General features: G+C 39.7%; 18 protein-coding genes and 1 other annotated feature. Of the genes, 10 read left to right on the top strand and 8 right to left on the bottom strand.

All coding sequences use genetic code 11. The features are described from left to right. Window positions 1-5 precede the first annotated feature (5 nt). From cccB to MHH54_RS16135, 4 genes are all read left to right on the top strand, one after another. Window positions 6-341: a cytochrome c551 gene (gene cccB, locus MHH54_RS16150; protein ID WP_003212771.1), complete on the top strand. Its 336-nt coding sequence runs from the start codon at window positions 6-8 to the stop codon at window positions 339-341. Window positions 342-721: 380 nt separating this feature from the next. After that, window positions 722-1,408 (top strand): cell division ATP-binding protein FtsE, encoded by a 687-nt coding sequence (gene ftsE / locus MHH54_RS16145; RefSeq protein ID WP_003213646.1) that lies wholly within the window; start codon window positions 722-724, stop codon window positions 1,406-1,408. Further along, window positions 1,401-2,291, top strand: coding sequence for a permease-like cell division protein FtsX (gene ftsX, locus MHH54_RS16140; protein WP_034620145.1), 891 nt, complete (start codon window positions 1,401-1,403; stop codon window positions 2,289-2,291). Before ftsE ends, ftsX begins: the two co-directional genes overlap by 8 nt. Window positions 2,292-2,402: 111 nt before the next feature. After that, window positions 2,403-3,668, top strand: coding sequence for a M23 family metallopeptidase (locus tag MHH54_RS16135; RefSeq protein ID WP_050944327.1), 1,266 nt, complete (start codon window positions 2,403-2,405; stop codon window positions 3,666-3,668). A 50-nt stretch (window positions 3,669-3,718) separates the two neighbouring features. Here the strand turns inward: MHH54_RS16135 and MHH54_RS16130 are convergent, their stop codons facing one another. Next, window positions 3,719-4,459, bottom strand: coding sequence for a sulfite exporter TauE/SafE family protein (locus MHH54_RS16130; RefSeq protein WP_003213751.1), 741 nt, complete (start codon window positions 4,457-4,459; stop codon window positions 3,719-3,721). A gap of 153 nt (window positions 4,460-4,612) precedes the next feature. Between MHH54_RS16130 and MHH54_RS16125 the strand changes: the two genes are divergently transcribed. The 3 genes from MHH54_RS16125 (at window position 4,613) to MHH54_RS16115 (ending at window position 8,015) form a co-directional block, all read left to right on the top strand. Continuing rightward, window positions 4,613-6,061: a S41 family peptidase gene (locus MHH54_RS16125; RefSeq protein WP_342500427.1), complete on the top strand. Its 1,449-nt coding sequence runs from the start codon at window positions 4,613-4,615 to the stop codon at window positions 6,059-6,061. 344 nt (window positions 6,062-6,405) lie between these two features. Further along, window positions 6,406-6,759, top strand: coding sequence for a swarming motility protein SwrAA (locus MHH54_RS16120; protein WP_003212923.1), 354 nt, complete (start codon window positions 6,406-6,408; stop codon window positions 6,757-6,759). Between the two features lie 68 nt (window positions 6,760-6,827). Further along, on the top strand, window positions 6,828-8,015 hold the full coding sequence (locus MHH54_RS16115) for a PDZ domain-containing protein (RefSeq protein ID WP_226804174.1): 1,188 nt from the start codon (window positions 6,828-6,830) through the stop codon (window positions 8,013-8,015). A gap of 10 nt (window positions 8,016-8,025) precedes the next feature. Here the strand turns inward: MHH54_RS16115 and MHH54_RS16110 are convergent, their stop codons facing one another. After that, window positions 8,026-8,391, bottom strand: a complete 366-nt coding sequence (locus tag MHH54_RS16110; protein WP_050944318.1) for a winged helix-turn-helix transcriptional regulator — start codon at window positions 8,389-8,391, stop codon at window positions 8,026-8,028. Between the two features lie 229 nt (window positions 8,392-8,620). On the opposite strand from MHH54_RS16110, the gene MHH54_RS16105 reads away from it, so the two are divergent. Together MHH54_RS16105 and MHH54_RS16100 are read left to right on the top strand one after the other, a co-directional pair. Beyond that, the gene (locus MHH54_RS16105) at window positions 8,621-9,286 is read left to right on the top strand and encodes a nitroreductase family protein (protein WP_342500426.1); all 666 of its coding nucleotides are present in this window, start codon (window positions 8,621-8,623) and stop codon (window positions 9,284-9,286) included. 90 nt (window positions 9,287-9,376) lie between these two features. Beyond that, window positions 9,377-9,601 (top strand) — a binding site (T-box leader). A gap of 75 nt (window positions 9,602-9,676) precedes the next feature. Beyond that, window positions 9,677-11,026, top strand: coding sequence for an amino acid permease (locus MHH54_RS16100; protein WP_003212968.1), 1,350 nt, complete (start codon window positions 9,677-9,679; stop codon window positions 11,024-11,026). A 212-nt stretch (window positions 11,027-11,238) separates the two neighbouring features. Here the strand turns inward: MHH54_RS16100 and MHH54_RS16095 are convergent, their stop codons facing one another. The 6 genes from MHH54_RS16095 to MHH54_RS16070 all read right to left on the bottom strand — a co-directional run bounded on the left by MHH54_RS16095 (window position 11,239) and on the right by MHH54_RS16070 (window position 19,163). Further along, on the bottom strand, window positions 11,239-12,654 hold the full coding sequence (locus MHH54_RS16095) for an ATP-binding protein (protein WP_003213526.1): 1,416 nt from the start codon (window positions 12,652-12,654) through the stop codon (window positions 11,239-11,241). Continuing rightward, on the bottom strand, window positions 12,651-13,337 hold the full coding sequence (locus tag MHH54_RS16090) for a response regulator transcription factor (RefSeq protein WP_003213668.1): 687 nt from the start codon (window positions 13,335-13,337) through the stop codon (window positions 12,651-12,653). Before MHH54_RS16090 ends, MHH54_RS16095 begins: the two co-directional genes overlap by 4 nt. Then, window positions 13,334-14,317 (bottom strand): YncE family protein, encoded by a 984-nt coding sequence (locus MHH54_RS16085; RefSeq protein ID WP_003213342.1) that lies wholly within the window; start codon window positions 14,315-14,317, stop codon window positions 13,334-13,336. The genes MHH54_RS16090 and MHH54_RS16085 overlap by 4 nt, the downstream gene beginning before the upstream one ends. A 276-nt stretch (window positions 14,318-14,593) precedes the next feature. Continuing rightward, the gene (locus MHH54_RS16080) at window positions 14,594-15,928 is read right to left on the bottom strand and encodes an MFS transporter (RefSeq protein ID WP_003213302.1); all 1,335 of its coding nucleotides are present in this window, start codon (window positions 15,926-15,928) and stop codon (window positions 14,594-14,596) included. A 40-nt stretch (window positions 15,929-15,968) separates the two neighbouring features. Continuing rightward, window positions 15,969-16,541, bottom strand: a complete 573-nt coding sequence (locus MHH54_RS16075; protein WP_342500425.1) for a TetR/AcrR family transcriptional regulator — start codon at window positions 16,539-16,541, stop codon at window positions 15,969-15,971. Between the two features lie 90 nt (window positions 16,542-16,631). After that, a complete protein-coding gene (locus tag MHH54_RS16070; protein WP_003212944.1) occupies window positions 16,632-19,163 on the bottom strand; it encodes a PEP/pyruvate-binding domain-containing protein in 2,532 nt (843 codons plus the stop codon). Window positions 19,164-19,447: 284 nt separating this feature from the next. Here MHH54_RS16070 and MHH54_RS16065 point away from each other — a divergent pair, with 284 nt between their 5' ends. Then, window positions 19,448-19,693 (top strand): CsbA family protein, encoded by a 246-nt coding sequence (locus tag MHH54_RS16065; RefSeq protein WP_003212837.1) that lies wholly within the window; start codon window positions 19,448-19,450, stop codon window positions 19,691-19,693. The last annotated feature ends 186 nt before the right edge of the window (window positions 19,694-19,879 follow it).

Raw genomic sequence — 19,879 nt, 5'->3', positions numbered from 1 at the left:
AATTGATGCAAAAGAGCGGATTAATGATGCTGTTTGCAGCGATGATTCTTGTTCTTGCGGCTTGTGGAGGAAATTCAAGCAGCAGTGACAGTGACAAAGAAGGCAGCAAAAGTGCTTCAACTGTGAGCAGTGGTGAGGAAATTTATCAGCAAAACTGTATTGGCTGTCATGGGAAAGACCTATCTGGCGGAGGCGGACCAAGCCTGAAAGAAGTAGGGAAGAAATATAATGAAAGCCAAATTGCAGATATTGCACAGAATGGTAAAGGCTCTATGCCAAGCGGAATGGTAGATGAGAAGCAAGCAAAAGAAGTAGCAAAATGGCTTGCAGAGAAAAAATAAAACCTTTGTCTAATCGACAAGGTTTTTTTGTTTTTATATGTAGAAAAAGACTTTTGGATAGTATGAAAACGTATTATATTAAGTTTTATTTAAAAAATAAGGGTAAAAAGACATGTTTTTCGGTTTTAAATGTTGTTTTTACCTTTTAACGATAAGTTTTGAAATATAAATGTAATACCATTGCGTCGATTCATGACGTATAATTGGAGTTGTTGAAATTTAGACGATTCAATTTTTTCATCTTTTTGGATGAAAAGGACATAAATTGCTTGTACGTATCGAAGGGTATGTGCGTGACCATACATAACGTTTTTTGACGATAAGTGTCAAAACATCATGATAAGCTGTTAGTCAGCAATAAGAAAAGATTAGGTGATTACATGATTGAAATGAAGGAAGTCTACAAGATCTATTCTAACGGTGTAAAGGCGATCAATGGAATCAATGTCTCTATCCACCCAGGAGAGTTTGTGTATGTTGTTGGTCCCAGTGGTGCTGGTAAATCCACTTTCATCAAAATGATGTATCGTGAAGAGAAGCCAACCAAAGGGAAAATCTTAATTAATAGCAAAGATTTAGGCTCGATTAAGGAAAAAGAAATCCCTTACTTAAGAAGAGAAATTGGCGTAGTATTCCAAGATTTCAAACTACTTCCAACCCTCACAGTGTTTGAGAACGTGGCATTTGCTCTTGAAGTCATTGGGGAACAGCCTCATATCATTAAGAAAAAAGTGCTGGATGTACTTGATTTGGTACAGCTCAAGCACAAAGCACGACAATTTCCTGACCAGCTGTCTGGCGGTGAGCAGCAGCGTGTATCTATCGCTCGTTCGATCGTGAATAGTCCTGAGGTAGTCATTGCAGACGAGCCAACAGGAAACCTTGATCCAGACACATCTTGGGAAATCATGAAGACACTCGAAGAGATTAATAACCGAGGAACAACAGTCGTCATGGCGACACATAACAAAGAGATTGTAAACAGCATGAAGAAACGCGTCATCGCAATCGAAGATGGAATGATTGTGCGTGACGAAGCAAGAGGGGAGTACGGCATTTATGATTAAAACTCTCTCGCGGCATTTACGTGAGAGCTTCCGTTCACTTGGAAGAAACACGTGGATGACATTTGCATCAATTAGTGCGGTCACTGTCACATTGATTTTAGTTGGGGTTTTTCTTGTGATTATGCTCAACTTGAACAACATGGCATCGAACGCTGAAAAAGAAGTAGAAGTAAAAGTGTTAATCGAATTAACGGCGAATCAAAAGCAGCAGGATGAATTAAAAGCAGAAATTGATAAGATTCCTGAAATCAGTGATGTCAAGTACTCATCTAAAGATGACGAACTAAAAGCGCTGATTAAAAGCTTTGGTGAAAATGGACAATCCATGGGACTTGTTGATCAAGAAAACCCATTAAACGATGCGTTTATTGTGAAAACATCAGATCCACACGATACACCAAAAGTAGCGAAGAAATTAGAAAACCTAAAAGGTACGTATAAAGTAACCTACGGAAAAGAAGAAGTCAGCCGACTCTTTAATGTGGTTGGAGTGGCGCGGAATGTAGGGATTGCGCTCATTATTGGGCTTTTATTTACAGCCATGTTCTTGATCTCTAATACGATCAAAATTACGATTTTTGCTAGACGTAAAGAAATCGAGATTATGAAGCTCGTAGGTGCAACGAACTGGTTTATCCGCTGGCCATTCTTCATTGAAGGATTACTGCTTGGTGTATTTGGTTCCATTATACCGATTGCTCTACTGCTTGGCACATATCAATATGCAGTGGGCTGGGTGGCACCGAGAGTACAAGGCTCATTTATTTCCATGCTTCCATATAACCCGTTTGTCTATCAAGTTTCACTGGTCCTTCTTTTGATCGGTGCAATCATTGGTGTATGGGGAAGCTTGACGTCCATCCGTAAATTCTTAAAAGTATAAATCTATTTTTGATGGCAGCACTCGAGAGTTTGATAGAAGGTGTGACCGGTTGAACCGATTCATCCGGTCGACTCTTCATGCAGGCAGTTGTCATAGGAGGGGAATATCGTTTTGAAAAGAAAGCTGATGATGGCTGGAATGGCAGCGTTTATTGGAACAACGTGGCTATATATTCCAGGGAACGAGAATCGTGCATTCGCATACGAAGACCTAGATCAAAAACGTCAACAAATCGAAGAGAAAACATCAAAGACTGAATCAACTTTGAAGAAAAAGAAATCAGAGCTAGCTAAGCTTGAAAAGAAAGAATCCAAGCTCAAAAAAGAAATTGAAAAGATTGACCACAAGGTAAGTGCTGCAACTGAAAAAGTCGCAGAAAAAGAAAAAGAAGTCAAACAAACGAAGCAAGAGATCAAGAAACTAAAAAAAGACATTCAAGTCATCAATGATCGAATTGAAAAAAGAAAAGCTATTTTCAAAGATCGAATTCGTTCGATGCAAAAAAGCGGCGGTACGATCAACTATTTAGATGTGCTGCTGGGTGCTCGCAGCTTTAGTGATTTTGTCGGTCGTGTTGGAGCTGTTACAACCATTGTTGAAGCAGACAAAGACATGATTACAGAACATGAAAATGATTTAAAGCTGGTGGAGCAAAAAGAAGCAGAGCTAAATAATCAGCTAAGTGGACTTGAAACATCTCTGAAAGAGCTAGAAGAGTTGAAAAAGGATTTGTCTAAACAGCAAAAAGAAAAAGAAAAAATCTTAGGGAATGTAACAGATAAAAAGAACCATGCCCATGATGAATTAGGCAAACTTGAAAATGAACAAGAAATTTTAGCGAACCAAAAAGCGGCTGTGAAGTCTGAGGAAGCACGCCGCCAAAAGGAAGAAGCAAAGAAAGCAGAACAAGCAGCTGCTGAAAAAAGTGCACCTACACCTCAAAGTGGCGGTTCAGATCAAATATCTGATACACCAGCAAGCAGCTCAGGCTTTATTAAACCAGCTGCTGGCCGATTCTCATCTGGCTTTGGCGGACGTTCTGGCGGAAACCACTTCGGATTAGATATTGCAGCAAAAGGCACAGTATCTGTCGTCGCAGCTGCATCTGGAACAGTCACGAACTCAAGCTACTCATCGAGCTACGGGAATGTGATATTCATTACGCATAATATCAATGGACAGACCTATCAAACGGTATATGCCCACCTATCTACAAGAAGTGTGTCCACAGGGCAGAGAGTCGAGCAAGGACAATTCCTTGGATATATGGGTAATACAGGCCAGTCACATGGTCAGCATCTCCATTTTGAAATTCATAAAGGATTATGGAATGGCGCAAAATCAAATGCAGTCAATCCAGCGCAATATATTCGCTAATCAAAAAGCCGATAACATCACGTTATCGGCTTTTCTTATTCTAAATAAAATTAAAATAACAGCAGTAAACCGGCAATAATAGGTGTTAACAGTACAGCCGATTTCAATAAAAGCTTCGGTGCAAGGCGTGTAAATTTTGCGCCAATATATGCGCCTAATACTGTTCCGATTAAAATTTGAATGAGCAAGATAAAATCAACATAGCCCTCTGTAATATATCCAATTCCACCACCGATGGAAATTGGAATAATGACAAGCATCGTCGTGCCAACTGCCTGTCGAATGGAAAGTCTCAGTAAAATCAAAAGTCCTACTTGGATAAATGGTGCGGACCCGATACCAAACATACCTGACAGCAATCCGGATACAAGTCCTAAAATAATACCCCTTATGAGCAGCTGACGTGAAGAAAGCGGCTGCTGCTCAGCTTCTTCCTTCAGAACAAATAATTTGATCATCATAAACACAGCGGATAAAAAGAGCATGCCAGCTGTTAAATAGTGCAGATTTCCTTCTGGAATAAAAGGAGCAATCTTAGCTCCTGCAAAGGAAGCCACACAAGCCAAAGCTCCGACGATCAAACCAGATTTCAGCTGAATATTCCCTTCCCTGTAGTGGCTGTATGCACCTGATAACGTCGTAAATGCCATTGCGGCTAAAGATGTCCCAAGTGCGGTATGGATAGGGATATCAAAAATTAACGTAAGCAATGCGATGACAAAACCAGCACCGCCTGCTCCTACAAATCCTAATAAAATTCCTAATAATAGCATCGTCAATATAATATACATAGCGAAGACTCCTTCTCGATCATAACAAAATAAAAATTACACCTAATAAAATAATTAGTCAAGCCTTCGCAGCAGAATGTCTTTACATGAAATCCCTTCTTCTGGCATATAATAACTCAGGTCATCAGGAAGAGTTGAAGAAGGAGGCCAAATATGAAAAAACAAATCGCATCTATTATGGCAAGTGTCATTCTATTAATCAGTGCAGGGGTGATGACGCATAAAGAGGGAACTCATGCGGAGTCACCGCAAGCAGCTGCTGCAATGGCTGGACAAGCTCAATCAAGTGATAAGGCGAAAGAGAATGGGATGGAGAAAATTGAGAAAGCCTATGACCTTATTTCGAATGAATATGTAGAGGAAGTGGATCGCCAAAAGCTGCTTGAAGGCGCCATTCAAGGAATGCTTTCAACTTTAAATGATCCGTATTCAGTATACATGGACAAGCAAACCGCCAAGCAATTTTCTGATTCGCTTGATTCTTCTTTTGAGGGAATTGGGGCAGAAGTGGGGATGGATGAAGGAAAAATCATTATCGTCTCTGCCTTTAAAAAATCCCCTGCAGCAAAAGCAGGTCTAAAACCGAAAGATGAAATTATCAGCATTGATGGTGAGTCGATGAAAGAAAAAAGCTTAAACGATGCTGTACTGAAAATAAGAGGGAAAAAAGGAACATCCGTCGCTCTGAAAATCAGACGAAATGGGATTGAAAAAGAGTTAACATTCCATATCAAACGAGAAGAAATCCCACTTGAAACCGTGACTTCCTCTGTGAAAGAGGTAAATGGTCATAAAACAGGCTATATCGCGATCTCAAGCTTTTCAGAAGATACTGCGAAGGATTTCACATCAAGCCTGAAACAGCTCGAGAAAAAGGGCATAGAAGGTCTTGTGCTTGATGTGAGAGGAAACCCTGGCGGCTATCTGCAAAGTGTAGAAGACATTTTGAAGCATTTTATTACAAAAGATCAGCCTTATATTCAAATTGCAGAACGGAACGGCGACAGGAAACGCTATTTTTCAAAGCGGAAAGAACAGAAGCCTTACCCAGTTAATGTCTTAATTGATAAAGGCAGTGCATCCGCTTCTGAAATACTTGCTGGTGCTATGAAAGAAGCCGGAAAATATGAAGTCGTCGGTGATGTCTCCTTTGGGAAAGGCACTGTGCAGCAGGCGGTTCCAATGGGTGACGGCAGTAACATTAAATTAACGTTGTATAAATGGCTCACGCCAAAAGGGAATTGGATTCACAAAAAAGGTGTCGTACCAACGATTGCGATTCATCAGCCAGATTACTTTACTGTAGGACCGCTTCAGCTGAAAGAACCGCTTCAGCTTGATATGAACAATGAAGAAGTGAGACAAGCACAGACGCTATTAAAGGGATTGTCATTCGACCCCGGCAGAGTAGACGGCTACTTTGATGAAGAAACGAAAAAGGCGGTATTAGCCTTCCAAAGCACATACAATCTCGATAAATCAGGTGTAATTGATCTGAATACAGCGAAAATGATGAACAAAATGGTGGATGAAGTGAAATCCTATGAAAAAAATGATCTTCAACTGCAGACTGCACTAAAAGCACTATATCTTAAAAAATAAAGAGGCGAATAAATGCCTCTTTTTTTTGGTTCATAAGTGTCACAAACATGTAATAGTTTATTCTTAAAAATAAATTATATCGAGAAATATATTCATTTATTTTACAAAAAACATAACATTCCTTCGATTTTACCCGATAACATATTTATATAAGAGACTTTCTGTTGATTTAAACATGTCATGAAAATGAAACTTTTGAAAGTTGTATGTTACATAAATAATTCTTACAATATAAAGTAGCACTCATTTTAAATATTTTATTTTTTGCGGATATTCAGCTTGAGCATTAAGCTGTACCGAGGTTTGCGCTTTTCTTAAAAGAACTAGTAAATGGGGGTACACAATTGAAAAGGGCAAGTATTGTGAGAGAGAAAAAATATTACGAGTTGGTAGAGGAGCTTAAGAGTCGTTCGAAAGATGTGACGTTTTCCGCTACAAAGGCATTAAGTCTGCTCATGCTGTTAAGCAGGTACTTGGTCAATTACACAACGGTAGAATCAGTCGACGAAATCGATGAAGACTGTGCTGAGATATACTTCAATTATTTAATGGATAATCATAAGAGACTTGGTATAAACTTAACCGACATCAAGAGGTCGATGCAGCTGCTCGGCGGCATACTAGATGTAGATGTCAATCACTACTTAAAAGATTTTTCACTGTCCAATGTCACACTTTGGATGAATCAGGAGAAATAAACCTGGTGTCAAGCATCGATTTATTTGATAGAATAAGAGAAAATGCTTGACTTGGGCGGTGAACGATAATGAGCTCGGAGTGGATGGGAGCTGGATTAAAAGCGGTCGGTCTGTTTTTAATCCACCCTCTTTTTTATTTCATGATATTAATCAGCCTGTTACATGGCTACATCCGCGTAAAGCGGGAGAGAAAAGCGTTTCAAACAAGAATAGAAGATGTATACGATGAACTTAAATTTACATATTCAAAAGGATGGATTCTAGGGATTTGCCTATCCGTCATTTCAGTAGGCTTAGGGATTGCCCTCCCACCTGGATTCATCGTGCTGATTGCAGCGATGACCATCGTTTGCTCTTTATTCTTTAAGGCGAGTGCGCTTTCGTCTGCATACACACTCGGTTTCAGCTTTATTGCGGCACTTGGACTGATGTATTTCCAAGTGAGCCATTCATGGTTGCCGCAGCTCTCAATGATGAATACATCAGCCGTTGTTATTCTGCTAGGACTTTTATTAATGACCGAGGGGATTCTAGCCTATCGAACGGCGCATTTACGAACATCGCCTGCAATGGTGATGAGTGCGAGAGGACTTTTGATTGGCCAGCAGCGGGCAAATCGTCTGTGGCTTTTACCGCTTGTTTTGCTGATGCCGGCAGGTGAATTTACTTCTTCTCTGCCATGGTGGCCGGTGCTTCAAGTACACGATCAAAGCTTTTCATTTATTTTGATTCCATACATCATCGGTTTCGGGCAGCGGATTCAAGGATCGCTGCCAATTGTCAGCATTCAAATTACGGCACGGCGTATTCTCATGCTTGGACTCGCTGTTGCTTTACTAGGTGCTGCAAGTATTTGGTTTACACCGATTGCATGGGCAGCTGTATTGATAGCGATTGCCGGAAGGGCATTCCTCTCATGGAAACAGAGAGTCAACGACAATGCGGCTCCATTCTACTTCTCTAAGCGTAATCAAGGGCTAATGGTGCTCGGAATCATTCCGAATACACCTGCAGCTGATTTAAAGCTTGAGATCGGAGAAGTCATTACAAAGGTGAATGGAATTGAAGTCAAAACCGTTTCGGAATTTTACGAAGCCCTTCAAACCAATCGTGCTCTGACAAAGCTTGAGATCATTGGCTTGAATGGTCAGACAAGGTTTGAGAAACGCGCTTCTTACGAAGGGGAGCATCATCAGCTTGGCATCCTGTTTGTGAAGGATGATCCACAGCAAGAATCAACGGCGATTTCATCATAAAAAAAAGCTGCTAGAGATGGCAGCTTTTTTCTTTTGGACGCGCTTCTTTTCCATAGGATTCGCCCCATTCACGCATAGCGAAGATGATAGGCTTTAACGTATCTCCTAAAGAAGTGAGTGAATATTCGACACGAGGAGGGACCTCCTCATAGACTTCTCTGTGAACAACGCCGTCTTGTTCTAGCTCGCGCAATTGCAGCGTAAGAACACGCTGAGAAATCCTTGGCAGAAGCCGGCGTAATTCGTTGTATCGTTTTGGACCGCAAGTCAAATGATAAAGGATCACTCCTTTCCATTTTCCTCCTATTACACTCGTTGTGGTGGAAACGGGACAGCCATGATTGACAATACTGACTGGATTGGATGGTGCACTCATCTTTACACTCCTTTCTAAGGCGAAATGGGTGATAAACGAACATGATTGTACCTAACGAACAAAAATGTGCGTACTTGAATCAAAGGAAGTTTTTCTTTTACCATAGAGGTATCACATCACACATTCGGGTTGTTTGTTTTCTTATCATAACAATTTCTATATGGGAATGGAAAGAAATTGGATTGGTGAAACTTCACACCCTAATCGTTCACTAGAAAGGATGAATACCATGCGAGACAAAGAGCAATTAAAAAAAGAAATCATTGAGGCGTATGAATTCCGTCATGCGACAAAAGAGTTTGACCCGGCGAAAAAGATTCCAGAAGATGACTTTGCGTTCATTTTAGAGACAGGAAGACTCTCTGTCGGATTTGAGCCTTGGAAGTTCCTCGTCGTTCAAAATGAAGCATTTAGAGAGAAATTAAAAGAATGTACATGGGGTGCGCAAAAGCAACTTCCAACTGCCAGCCATTTTGTGATCATTTTGGCAAGAACAGACGCCCGGTATGATTCACCATATGCAGAATACATCAACAAGGAAATCAAAGGAATGACAGACGAAACGTTTGAGATGGTAAAAGAACGCTACAAACAATTCCAAGAGAATGATCTTCATTTGATGGAAACTGACCGTACGCTCTTCGATTGGGCTTCCAAACAAACGTATATTGCCCTTGGAAATATGATGACAGCCGCGGCACAAATCGGCATTGATTCATGCCCTGTTGAGGGATTCAGCTACGATGAAATTCATCGTATACTTGAGGAAGAAGGATTACTTGAAAATGGTCAGTACGACATCTCTGTCATGGCTGCCTTTGGGTATCGAGTCATTGAGCCAAAGCGCGGCAAAACGCGTCGTCCAATGGATGAAGTAGCCGTTTGGATTCGTTAAAAGAAAATGTCTGAAAAAGGCTGTTGACAATTGCGTGGTTAGTCAGTATATTTAAAAAATAAAATCTTTTATAAATAGACAAATTGACTATAAAACGCTTTGACTTGAGAATAGTAAATGAATATCCGTTTTTTAAGAGAGCTGCGGGTTGGTGCAACGCAGTAAAACGGATCATTGAACTCGCTCAAGGAGCGGCAAGACTGAATGAATAGTAAGTCTTTACGTGTGACCTCCGTTATCGGGTTTCAAGTTGGATTCAGCTATGTCTGAGTCAATAAGAGTGGTAACGCGGTTGCAAGGTCAGTCGTCTCTTCAAGGAGATGACTGGCCTTTTTATATGCTTTTATCTTATATTTGTCTGAAGATTCAAATTTAAAGGAGCTATAGAAAATGGAAAAGGAACATGTGCAGTTAAAACGAACAATGACGTCAAGGCATATTATGATGCTCGCACTTGGCGGTGCCATCGGTGCTGGTCTGTTTAAAGGAAGCAGTTCTGCCATTGATATCGCGGGTCCTGCTGTCATTTTGGCATATATGATTGGTGGTCTTATTTTATTATTTATTATGCAAGGACTTGCCGAAATGACAGTTGCACGACCTGGCGCTAGAACATTCCGTGATTTAATTGAACCTGTGTTAGGCAAATACCCAGCCTATTTCCTAGACTGGATCTATTGGAAAATGTGGGTGTTGAACATTGCAGCAGAAGCGATCGTGTCTGCAATCTTTATTCAGTACTGGTTCCCACAAGTACCGATTTGGACACTTGTGTTAATCATTTCACTTGTTGTGACATTGATCAATGTTTGTTCAGTCAAAATGTTTGCTGAAACAGAGTACTGGTTAGCTTCTATTAAAATTGCTGTCATTCTTTTATTTATTATCATTGGGTTAACGATGCTGTTTGTCTCATTCGGACAGCATGCAGCACCGGGATTATCTAACTTAACCGAACACGGAGGATTTTTCCCGAATGGAACAGGCGGCTTAATTGCGGCAATGCTGGTGGTCGTGTATTCATATGGCGGAACTGAAATGATTGGGGTTACATTAGCAGAAACGAAAAACCCTGAAAAAGTCATCCCAAAAGCCATTCAAAGTACATTTGTACGAATCATCGGTTTTTATGTACTTCCGTTCTTCATCATCGTCAGCTTAATTCCTTGGAATCAAGTAAACAATGAACAAGTGAGCCCATTCGTCACGGTGTTTGCAACGATTGGTGTGCCATATGCAAGTGATATCATGAACGGGATTATTTTATTAGCGATCTTGTCTTCTATGAACTCTGGTCTGTATGCTTCTTCAAGGGTACTATTTACACAGGCAATGGATGGCCGTATATGGAAGGGCTTTTCGAAGCTGTCGAAACAGCAGGTGCCAGTCAGAGCGATTCTAGTATGTACATCTACTTTGTATGCAGCCGTATTAATCTCTCTTTTTGTAGGAAGTCAAACCTTTAATTATTTAATGGGATCTTTAAGCTACACGGTCTTATTCATCTGGTTTATTATTGCTGTCGGGCATTTAAAGTCTCGAAGCGTAGCAGCACCAGGAGGATATCGCGTCAAGCTGTATCCTTTCACAACATGGTTTTCTGTCATTGCAATCATTGCCATTTTTATCGGCGTAGTATCAACAACTCCGATTGTCCAAACCTTGGTCACAATGGGTATCTATCTCATCATTACGCTTTCTTTCTTCATCAATAGAAAACGGTTTGAAACAGCTGTTTAATTTAAAAGCGTGCAGGACTCTTGAAGAAGGTCTCGCACGCTTTTTTAAATGCAGTTTTATTGTTTGAACGAAAGCAATCGACTATCCTTTTGAAAGGAATTGATGCATAAAAGTAGATGATCAAAAAGGGGCTGAAAATAGTTGTTCAAATTTAGGCGACTGATGCGTATATTTGGATGAAACGAATGACCTTACCTAAAAAATCTAATTGATTATATCGTATGCAGGTCTTCATCGATTGGAGTATTTGGCAGCTGGATGATGGCTGTCGTACCGTATCCTGGCTCAGATTGAATATCGAACGTGCCATGATGTTTTTTCATGATTTGATAGACAATAGCTAGTCCAAGACCTGAGCCGCCATCTTTTCTCGTACGTGCCTTATTTACTCGGTAAAATCGCTCAGAAACATGTGGAAGGTCTTCTTTTGGAATGCCGTTGCCCTCATCTGTCACTCTCAATTCAGCTTTATGTTGGTGAACTAGTAATTCAATCGAGACCGATTTTCCAGAGGGAGTGTAATGAATGGCATTGTCCAGTAAATTACGAACCACTTGTTGCAGCCGATCGCTATCGCCATACACAATACAATCCTCATCAAGTGTCCGTTTCAGATAAATGCTCTTTTGATTAGCGATAAATGCCATTTGATCAAGAACGTCATGAATCAGCTGAGCAAAGACGATTGGCTCCATCGTTAGTGGATAAGAATCTCCTTCTAGCTGTGCAAGGTCTAAAAGATCATTCACAAGCCGGCTTAAACGTGCGGCCTCATCCTGGATGATGTGCATTCCTTTTTTTTGATCAATGATCCCTTCTTCAATACCTTCAGCATATCCTTTCATATAACTTAGCGGAGTTCGAAGTTCGTGAGAGACATTCGCAAGAAATTCCCTGCGGTGCTGCTCAACCTTTTCAAGGGTAGAAGACAGTTTGTTAAAAGAGCGGCTCAGCTGGTTTAATTCATCTCCGTTTTTGGTCACAGCCATCCGTTTTGAAAAATCACCAGATTCCATTTCCATCGCAATTTCTTTCATTTGATTAATTGTCCGAACGACTTTATTGGAGCTTTTATATCCGATAAAGAAAATCAGGAGCAGAATTAATAAAATGGATATGCCAAGTGTCAATCTGATTTGGACAAAGGGTTCATATACATCCGATAAGGGCATGGATAGAAAAATTGTCCCTGATAGCTCATCTTTGCTTGAAAAAACAGGGATGGCGATGCCAAGAATATCTTGATGAAACTGTGAGTGTTCTCTAATCAACACGACGGTTTCCCCTTGAAGGAGCTTTTGGCGTTCCTTAAACGTAATGAGGTTATCATTTGTGTTCGTATCAAAAGGAAGACCACTTGAAAGCTCCATTGGGTCATCTGTAAAAATAATGTTCGCCTGACTCGAGTCGTTAGCCCATTTTATTCTATCGGTAAAATACGTATCTTTCCCGTGTTGATGATAGATTTGTGCCAGCTTTTCACCTTGTAAACTTAAGGAATCAATCTGCTTATCAACATATAAGTGCTGGTATAAGTAATAGGTGAGGGCAAGAGCTGAGGCAGCAACGATTCCGGTCACTACAAGGATTAAGAAGAGCACTTTCTTTTTAATCGATAAAGGCTTCATTCTTCCTCCTCAAACTTATAGCCGACACCCCAAACGGTTTTTATATGCCGTTCCGCTCCCTTTAATTTCAGTCTCAGCGTTTTGATATGTGTATCGACTGTTCGTAATGAGCCACTAGTAGAATGTGATTCCCACAATTTTTGATAGAGCTGTTCTCGTGAAAACACTTGGCCTTGATTGAGTAAAAGAAACATGAGCAAATCGAATTCTCTTCTAGTTAAATTAATGGGCTCCTGATGGATATAGACTTGTCTACCATCCTGATCAATCTCTATGTCACCAAACTGTATGCGGCTGCGCTTTAGCGAAAGACCTCTAATTCGTCTCAAAGTTGTTTCAATTCTTGCTGCAAGCTCACGTAGACTGAAAGGCTTCATGATGTAGTCATCCGCACCAATTTCTAGGCCTCTAATTCGATCCTCCTCATAACTTCTAGCTGTTAAGAATAAGATGGGGATTTGAGATGTTTGCCTGATACGCTGGCAGACTTCAAATCCATCCATATCAGGCATCATGATATCTAGTACTACAAGGTCAACGGGTTCCTTTTCAAGCTGACGTAAGGCATCCATTCCATTACTAGCTGTGATGATGTGAAAGCCTTGTCTTTTTAAGAAGGATCCGATTAACTCAAGCATATCGAACTCATCGTCTACAATTAAAATATGCATTTGTTCTTTCATTTCTTTTCCTCCAACACGATAGCATAAGGTCCTGATGGGACATTCAGTCGATTTTTCATCATGAATGTATGTTTATCGATAATTGATACTGAATTGTCATCTAAGTTACTCACATATATTGATGTGGTATCAGCGGTGATATAATTCGGATTTTGACCAGTTTCAACAGAAGCAAGCTGCTTATTCGTCTCTGTATCTACTTTGTATAGCGTATGATCTCCATGACAAAGTACATATAAAGTAGAAGAATTTTTCTCTGAAAAGAATGCAACAGGCATAACGCCTAGTTTTATTTCTCGCTGCTTTTTACCTGTTTGAGGGTCGTAAGCAAAAATGCTCTTATTTAAGGTGCCTGGTTTTCCGTGACCACCGATCCAAATGGACTGTCCATCAAAATGAATACCAGATGGTCGTTCAAGTACAGAGAACGTACGTATATGTTTTTCCTTCTCAATATCTATAACAGAGACAGTATGACTTTCTGCATTTAAAACAAATAAAGTACCTGACGGAGAAAGTGTCATAGAAGAAGGTAACTTTCCGGTCTTCACAGTTGCTTTTATTTTTTTACGCTGCGTATCAATAAAATAAACGACGTTTTTCTGCGAATCTGCTGCAATTAAGGTGTGAGAAGCTGCATCATATGTAAGGGAAGTCAGCCCTTTATTCACATCCATATAATCTGTTGCTGTACCTTTTTTTAAATTAATTTCGATAAGCGATTCTCCTTCTTTACTAGTTGCGATGATGACGTCTTTGTTGATTTGGATAAGATCAGTGAGCGGATGTTTTAAATCAACGGAAGAGATCATTTTATTCTTTTGTAAATCAACTATTGAAAAGGAGGCTTTTTTTAATTGAGAGATGACCGCGATCGATTGAGAGCTGTCAGGTGGAGTAAATTGCTGGTCTTTTCCACAGCCTGACAGGAATAACAATAGAGCTGATAAATAGATCACAACATATTTTACACGTTCCATTCTTCCGCTCCTTTGCGTCCTCTATTTTCAAAAAGCATACCACAAAAATTGTGAAAAAAAATCGAAGTTATCAATGCTGAAAGAGATGAAAAACAGATTTTAGGTGAATGAATGAGGACAATTCGATTTAAAGTTCCTTTTTTGTCTAGTCATGTGGCATTTTTTCCTCTTTAAAAAAGGATTTTCAATATTTGATTCCTGTGCCAGCTATAGCTTACAGTGATAAAAATAATGAAAACTCCCCCGCTCTAAATCGCCATAGAGCGCAGGGAGTGATTAGGCAGAATGTCCAGATGATGGAGAGGTAGATTTCGTTTTGACGCGTTGGGATAAAAGGAAGCCAAGGATTCCTGCGCCCATTAATACAATAAATAAAGATTGAAAACCACTCATGATACCAATCAATGTCGACGAAATGATACTGCCAAAATATCGAAAGGTTGAGAAAATACCAGATGCCGAACCAGTTAAGCTTTGATCAACAGCTGTTAAAGAAGCCATCTGCATACTTGTCATACCAATCCCTGATGAAATTCCACCTGCGACTAGTGTCACGATAAGCAGTGGTAAGGTTGGGTACTGACTCAGTGTAATTAACATGATGCTTGATAAAGTAAGGCAGAGAAATGAAAAGCGAATCATTTTTTTCGCGCCTTTTTTTGGATGGAGTCTTGCGCCTAATAAACCGCTAAGAGACATACAAAGAGAAAATATCGATAGAATCATACCGCTTTGTGTATGAGAAAGCGCAAGTTGTTGTTCCATAAACAGCGGCATAATGAGAAGGATGGCATACATCACAAAATTACTTAGCATGATCGACAGATTCGCATTTGTAAATGAACTGTTTTTAAATAGGGATAAATCGATAATTGGATTCTTTACTTTCCGTACATGTTTAAAGAATAAAGGAATGACAATCAATGCTAGAATGCCATAAATTAAATATTCATTTAGTAGCTGGCTTTTTGAGCATAGAATGATTGTGGCAATTCCGATGGTTAAATACAATGAACCGATCATATCTACCCTTGCATGTATGCGTGTATGCTTTATGTTTGGAATGAGCAAGACGCCGGTGACTAGTGTAAGAAACAGAAATGGAATATTTACTAAGAATATGGAATGCCAATCAAAACTCTGAATGAGAATCGATCCAATAAATGGCCCAAGTGCGGCACCAATACCAGCACCAAATCCAAAGTAACCCATTGTTTTAGATAGCTTTTCGGGTGAGACTGTTGCACGAATCAAAGCAATGCTATTCGGTGTTAAAATAGCCCCGCCAGCTGCTTGAATGGAGCGAAAGATGATGAGAAATGCTAGATTAGGTGCTAAAGCACAGCCAATCGAGCCGATTAAAAAGAGTGTCACTCCGGTTAAATACATGCGGCGGTGTCCATATATATCTCCTAACTTACCAGCGATAGGCTGTGTGACCGCCATGACAATAAGATAAATCGTGACAACCCAAGTAATGTTTGAAATGGATTGATCATAATAAGTTGATATGGATGATAAAGCGACTGCGATCATCGTTGAGTTGACCGGAACTAGTATAGCTCCAAGTAACAAAGAATAGATGATCAAATTCTCTTTTTGCAATTTCAATGTGTATACCACCTTTTGTAAAAAAGAAGAATTCCACCCTTTAAGCGGGAGAAATTCCTCTCATGAAAATGTGTGTGTATGTCTCAATAAAATCATCTTTTTGTGTTAATACGAGCTGGAAGTCTTGCTCAAGCTGCTGAATAAAAAAACCGAAATACGTACTAATGAAAATGTCTGCATAAATGTCTTCTTTTCCTTTTAAGACATGCTGCAAAGCACTCATCTTTTTGAAGTATTGTATCAGCATTTCCCTTAGTTCTTGAGGATAAATTTTTTCATGACTGGTCAGATCTTTAAACATAGCCGGTTCTCGCATGCTGATATAAATGAATTCTTTTTTTGAAGTTAAATGTTCAAGGATATAAGAACCGAGAAACTTTAAATCGGTGTATAAATCCTCTTTAAATTCTGCTTCTAAGGTTTTCGTCGGCGTTGATTTCATTTTCATAATGGCAGCAATAACGCCGCGTTTGTTTTTAAAGTTGCGGAAAATTGTTGCTTCACTGACATTCGCTTTTGTGGCTATTTCTTTTGTTGTGGTTTTTTGATAGCCCTTTTCAGTCAATAAATCCATTGTTGCACGAATGATTCGTTGATTTGTAGATTTTAACAAGCATACTCACCTCAGGTTATGAATGTGTTTGCAACAAAGTAAGTATACCGATAAAACCTATGACCGCCAATATGATCCAAAACGATAAAGTTAGACACGTGCATGCTGTTTTAATATCTGAATGCGTCCATTGCTTCCATCTACTGTCACAAGGTCACCTGATTGAAGTGTTTCAGTCGCTATTCGGGTTCCTAGGACAGCTGGCATCATATACTCTCTAGCGATAATAGCTGAATGAGACAAAATGCCTCCAGCATCGGTGATGACTGCTTTTGCATCTCTAAATAAGCTCGTCCATAAAGGTGTGGTTGTTTTGCAAACTAAAATATCATCCTTTCGAAATTGAGAGAATTCCTCAGCACATGTAATGACTTTTACTCTTCCAGAAACAATGCCGCTAGATGCGCCAATTCCATAGATCATATCGCTTGTATTGTTTTCATTTTCTCTTAATGAACCGAGCATTCTTTCTACTTGCTGCAATTCAGCTTCAGTTGGGGTACCCATATAAGCTGGTGGTTGGATGGCTTCATTATCTTTCATGTCAATTTTTCTTTGTGCGATGACCGTATCAAATGATGTAGAGGTTGTGAGCGCTGTGTGTACCTCCTCATCGTAGAGGTACCATAGATCTTCTGGATGAGGAATCGCTCCTTTTTGTACAAGAAGTTCACCAATTTTTAATAGATATACCCTGGCTTTAGCATCTAACATGGCATCAATGTAGAAGTGGTGATCGTCACGGATATTAGCAGCCTGTAGAGCAAATTGATAAAGTGTCTCAAATTTCGTTTTAAACGCTTCATCCTTCACTTGGCTCATAAAATGTTCATATGTCTCTTGTCTTTTGATGACGGCTTGTGCAAATTCTTCATCAAAATCACATTGGTGTTGAATGTTGTTTCTGATGATATCTAGTATAAACTCAGGGTTTTCCGCCCATGTCTCCTCCGTAAGATCATGACTTTTAACAGATCGCCAGCCATAGACTTGAAGAAATTCCTCTAATTCCGAAATGAAGTGTCTGCCTTTTTCCGATTGAGTGAGTGCATCAAGCAGCTCTGGGTTCTTTTCATGCTTCATAAACGCTTGATGAAGTTCAGTATCTTGAAGGACACTCTTTGCAAAATCAGATAGCTTCTTGTCTGTTTCAAGAGATTTGTTCATCACGCCTATCATCATCTCATGCAGCAGGATCACTTGTGATTGATCACCAGTATACGTCACAAGCATGTCTTCAATCATAGTCGATAAAATGACTTGAGGTATGACAATATCAAAATGATCATCGTATGCTTGTATATAAAAAGTCTTTAATTTTTCGAAGCCGACGATGGCGTCTTCAATGGTCATCGGTTCCTTCATTTGGCGATCGAGTTTTTCATAAAAGGGAAAGAAATTTTTCTCTAAAATCTCATACATACGTTCACTTAAATGTGGAAATAACTCAAATATGCTCTCATCAAAAACTGGTGCAGTTTCTGCACTCGCTTCAGGCAGGGACGGTGATGAATACAGGTGACCTCTATAAAGCTTGATATCTTTAATATTCAGATCAGGCACTTGATATTTTTCACCATTTTTCTTCATACCGCTTTTTAATGCTGGGATGATCAGACTTGAAAAGAGAGGACTTGTTGGGCCCGGCATATGATCGTCCATTGAGATCCAGAAATCCTGCAGCTCGTCTGGCTGCATTTGAAAAGAAGCGCCCGCTGTCTCATCTGCTGCTTTTGAGAGGGCTGCAGTAATCGGCCTGGCTTGAAGTAAATAAAATGTGCCATTTGCTATTCCAAATTCGATATCGACGCTATGACCATAAAGTGTTTCTACTTGTTTGGTGATTTGCGTGATTTCTACTAATTGGTCATCATTCAGGCAAAACTGACCAGCCATTTCCTCAGTTACTGATTGTTCAATGACACCTTCTTGATAAGGTACAATTTGCAGTTCTTTCGTTCCAAGTGATTTTTCAATAGAAAGTGTCTCTTTGTCTACAATAAATGTGTCTGGTGTCACAATCCCGGAGACGATTGCTTCTCCTAGTCCGTAGCTTGCTGTGAGCATCATTTCATTTGTTTTTCCTGTTACGGGATTTTCACTAAAGATGACACCGGAGACGTCAGAATGGATCAATCCTTGAACGACAACAGCCATGAGCGGCATCTCTTCCTCGTTTTCACCCATCTCTTCCTTATATTCTGTCACTCTTGCTTCAAAATAAGAAGACCAGCATTCTTTGACAGCCTGTAAGAATTCTTCATTTGTTTTGATATTTAAATAGGTCTCGTACTGTCCTGCAAATGAGGCGCCTTCGAGATCTTCAGCAACAGAAGAGGATCGAACTGCAACTGAGGGATAAGTCTTCCGCAATGATTGAAAGGACGAAAGGAGTTCTGCTTCCATTTGAGAAGGGAACGATGCTTTTTTGATTTTGTCAGCAAGGTTTTGTTCAGTTTGGTGCAGGTTGTGATATGAAAGAAAGCTTGAAAAGCTGTTGGTTTTGATAATAAATCCATCTGGGACTGGCAGGCCGTGATTGTTTAATTTGATTAAATTCAGGCCTTTTGCCCCTGCGAGTGCTGCGGATTCTTCAGCCGCATGAAATAAAACTGAATACATGGGAATGCCCCCTTATCCAAATAGCCAATGGTTTGTCTATCTCTCTATTGTTTTTAAAATGATAGTGCGCACTATCATTTTAATCATAGGATTTATTGGATGTTACTGTCAAAGACGGAAAGACCTATCTTTACAAAGGGGACATTCTCACTAATTTCCTTCTATATCTATAACAAAAGTCTCCGAACAGAAAGAAAAATAGGTGAAATTGAAAACTGTGAATTGTTCAATATGCCAATCTTTACTATAATCAAGGGAGTAGACCAAGAAGAGGGAGGGTTTTTGTGATTACAAAAGCCATATTTGCACTTGTTTTTCCTTTCCTGCTCGTTATTTTATTTTCAAAGGTTACTTATAATCATTATGTGGGCATTGCATTAACAGCAGCGCTTTTATTTGCCTCGTACATGAAGGGCTATACAGAAACCTACTTTATTGTGGGATTAGATATCATTTCTTTAGTAGCTGGGGCATTATATATGGCTAAAAAAGAAATTGAAAAGAGAGAAAAGGCTGAAAAAAATCATTGATATCATCATCAAGAGCATGTTAGGCAGAAAGATGACGTTTTATAAGCTGTGCTTACGAATTCTAGTGAGTGCAGCTTTCTTTTGTTCTCTTTTTCTGCTCATCGAATATCTCTCACCAAAATGTTCCATACTGAAAGGAAGGTTTTCGCAAGAGGGTTATTTGGTATTGAAGAGAGGGTATGACTG

The organism is Bacillus sp. FSL K6-4563 (assembly GCF_038630405.1).
In the GTDB taxonomy this organism is placed as follows: Bacteria; Bacillota; Bacilli; order Bacillales; family Bacillaceae; genus Bacillus; species Bacillus pumilus.
Note: the sequence above shows the minus strand (reverse complement) of the source record. Positions and strands in the feature narration are given on the sequence as shown.